This window comes from Planomonospora algeriensis, assembly GCF_977012225.1.
In genome coordinates this window covers 1-3,495 of the sequence record NZ_CDRNDK010000574.1, presented here as the reverse complement: position 1 = coordinate 3,495, position 3,495 = coordinate 1, and the positions used below count along the sequence as shown (strand labels likewise).

Below are 3,495 nucleotides of genomic sequence, written 5' to 3'. Positions count from 1 at the left end.
GTGCGGGGGTGGGTGGCGGGACGGCGGTCGCTCGAGGTTTGCGGAACTCCGTCAATTGAGGAGTTCGGATGTGCCCTCGGGAATCAACCTCGCATTCAGACAGATCCACCCAGACCGGAATCCGTCCACCGATCTTCGTGCCGATCCTTACGGCGCGCCTGTGACCCACGGATTCGCAGCCCACCACCAAGGCGTAGCCTTCGCGCTTGGTCATATGGCGGACCATCGGGACGCTGGGCGCGAAAAGCCAGTCGACGGCTTCGTGGGATCGCCTGAGGGCTGCATCCAGTTTCGGCCACTTCTTGTCCGAATCGTTTGCGATGTCGTTCCTCAGCGAGACCGCGATCAGTCCGCCTTCTGCTGTCTCGATCGTCAGGCCGGTGCAGGATCCTCCTTCGCGGGGAACCGTGCCCTCAAAGGAAACATTTTTTACCGTGCGACCGAATTGCTTCAACCAGGACGTGAGTTCTTGCCGGATGTAGAGGTGGTCGGCGCTCCGCTCGTCCGTGCTGGAACGACGGCAGCTTACCACCTTTTCGCTGTTGTCGGGATGATGCGCGAAGTGCGGAACCCGGACGGGTCCGATCCGCGTATAGAGCTCTTTCCCGCACCCGCCCAGCCATTCGCCGCAAAAGAACCGCTTCCCTCTATAGTTTTTACGGAGCAGCTCGGCATCGATCCGTTCGGTCGGCATCACGATCGGCTCGTGCGAAAGAGGGGATCCGAGGACGGCGGTCTGGACTTTCCGGGTGTCCTGCATGGGGAACTCTCAGTGGGCTGTAGGGATTTCAGCGTGTTGCAGATGGGAGCTTGCGGATGTTCGTCGACCTGGCGATCTTCGATAGGAGGGTTGATGAGCGATAGTCAGGATAACCACCGTTCGAGGAAGGCTCCGTCGCTGCCGATGCTGCTCCCGACCACGGTGAATCCGAGATCGCGGAGCGCCTGCTCGATCTCCTCCTGCCGCTCGATGGGGTAGAGGTACTCGGCAGGCCAGTAATCGAGGCCGAACCCGTTGTCCGGCACGCCGAAACGTTCGGCGATCTCCATGGGCATCCACTCGTCGGTGACCAGGTGCAGCGGGAGCCGGTGCTCGTTGTACTGGTACTCATGCCAAGCCTCTTCGCTCATCTCGAGGTCGGCGAGCTCCTCCTCGGACGGGGTTGGCGGCTGGTCGAGCAGGGCGTCCTGCCACTGCTGGAGAACAGCGAACACCAGGCTGCCGTAACTCCCGTCGACGACCATCGTGGCGGCCGGCCATATGGTGAGGATGTCGGCGGCGGTCTTACGGGCCTGTCCGGTCAGCTTGGGCACGGCTCATTCCTTCCTGACGGGTTTTCCGGTGGCCAGGTCCCAGAGGTGGAGGCCATCCTGGCTGTCGCGGGAGGCCACCAGGTGGCGGCCGCCGGCCTTGACCGGGAACAGGCCGGTGACGTCGGGGTTGTGGCCGGGGTCGTTCTCGGTGACGTGCGGGGTGATCGCGGTGCCGATCCGATGGCCGGTGCGCGGGTCGAAGACGCGGATGGTGCCGTCGCTCCAGCCGCTGAGCACCACGGTCCGGCCGCCGCGCTCGGCGAGAGCGACGGAGCGCGCCTCGAAGTGGTCCTTGCCGTCGGAGCTGGCCGCGTCCAGCGGCGGGACTAGGAGCGCTCCGGTGTCCAAAGCGATGACGTGCACGCCGTCGTAGCCGGCGGCGGAGACGGCGACCCGGCGGTCGCCGACCGTGCCGGTGATGACCTGGAAGGGTCCGTAGCCGCCGCCGTCCCCGCTTTCGCCGGTGATGCCGAGCTCGGTCACCTTCTCGTGGTCGCTCAGGGGGAAGGTCTTGAGTTTCTTGCTGTGGCCGTCGCCGTACACGACGGCGGGCCGGCCGCCGCGTTCGGTCAGGGCCAGGGTGCGGATGCCGTAGGTGGTCCGGTACGGCCTGACCAGGCGGCGGCCGGTCCTCAGGTCGTAGGCGCGGATCTCATGGCCGCTGCCGGTACACAGCACGGCCGGGTGGCCGCTGATCTCGGCGACCGACAGGGCGGTGATCGGGTTGAGGCCGCCTCCGTTGCAGTCGACGGGCTCGCCGATCGTGGTGCCCTTGGCCGGGTCCCAGGCGGTGACCCAGCCGTCGCCGCCACCCGACACGGCGACGGTGCGGCCATCGATCTGAGCGGTCGCGTCGTAGCCCTGGCTCTGGGCCAGCCAGGTCGTGATCCCCTCGCCGGGAGCGGGGGCGGGCGCTGTCGTCTGCTCGGGGGAAGGCGCGGAAGACGCGGTGCTGTCCTCGGGCTCCGGCGCCGGAGTGGGTTTCGGTACGGCAGAAGCCGTCACCGCGGCCGAGGGCGTCACGGTCACGGTCGCGACGGCCGGTATCGGACTCGCAGGGGCAGCGGTGGACGATGAGTCCTGACCGGCCGCGCGGTTGACCACCAAGGTGCCCGCGACCGCCAGTGCGAGCGCGGCGGCGACGGCTCCCGCGATGCGGGCAGAGAACGCCGACGCCGGAGGGTGGGTGGGGCCGGGGATCCGTGCCGGCGGTGTGGAGGGAGCACGGAAACCGGGAGCCCCTGCCGGAGGGCCGGTAGGTGGTGGAGTGGGCTCGGTGGCCGTCACCGGCGGCGCGAAGCGCTCTTCCAGGCGCCTGGTGTAGGCCAGGGTAGCGGCGTGGCGCAGGTCGACGGTGAGCGGGTCGCCTGCCGTGAGCTGCTCAGCCGCGCCGTGCCCGGTCAGGGTGAGCAGGATCTGGTCCGGGAAGGGCCGGTCGGCCGGCTGCTTGGCCAAGCAGGCGGCCAGCAGCCCGTGCAACGGCTCCGGTACGCCGGTCAGGTCGGGCTCATGGTGGGAGATCCGGTTGAGCACCGCCGGGATGCTGTCACCGCCGAAGAGCATCCGGCCGGTCGCGGCGAAGGCCAGGGTGACGGCCCAGCTGAACACGTCCGAGGCGGGCCCGACCTGCTCGCCGGCGACCTGCTCGGGTGACATGAAGGACGGGGTGCCCACGACCGCGCTGGACTGGGTGGAGGTGGCATCCAGTACCTTGGCGATACCGAAGTCGATCACCACCGGGCCCTCGGGGCCGAGCAGCACGTTGCTCGGTTTGAAGTCGCGGTGCACGATCCCGGCCCGGTGGATGGCCAGCAGCGCGGTCATCGTGCCGATCGCCAGGCGGGCCAGCGCGCCCGCGTCCCGTGGTCCGTCAGCGCGTACCAGCTCGGCCAGCGACTTGCCCTCGACGTATTCGCTGACGATGTACGGCTGATCTCCGGTCAGGTCGGCCTCGATGACGCGCGCCGTGCAGAACGCGGCGACCCTGCGTGCGGTCTGCACCTCGCGTAGGAAACGCTCCCGGGCGCCGGGCTCGTCGGCGAAGCGGGCGTGCAGCACCTTCACGGCGACTTTCACCCCGGACGGGTCCTCGCCCAGGTGGACCACGCCCTGCCCGCCCCTGCCCAGCTCGCGCAGCAGGAGGTAGTCGCCCAATCGCGTGGTCATAGGGCGGGCCGTCCA

The 3,495-nt window shown here is 68.6% G+C and carries 3 protein-coding genes; all 3 read right to left on the bottom strand.

Translation table 11 applies throughout. The features are described from left to right. A partial coding sequence (locus ACWJ6R_RS32640) for a competence protein CoiA family protein (protein WP_449065913.1) occupies nt 1–760 on the bottom strand: 760 nt, incomplete at its 3' end. A 104-nt stretch (nt 761–864) separates the two neighbouring features. Further along, nucleotides 865–1,314 (bottom strand): hypothetical protein, encoded by a 450-nt coding sequence (locus ACWJ6R_RS32635; RefSeq protein WP_449065912.1) that lies wholly within the window; start codon nt 1,312–1,314, stop codon nt 865–867. Nucleotides 1,315–1,317: 3 nt separating this feature from the next. Then, nucleotides 1,318–3,495: WD40 repeat domain-containing serine/threonine protein kinase (locus ACWJ6R_RS32630; protein WP_449065911.1), on the bottom strand; the 2,178-nt coding region annotated here is incomplete at its 5' end.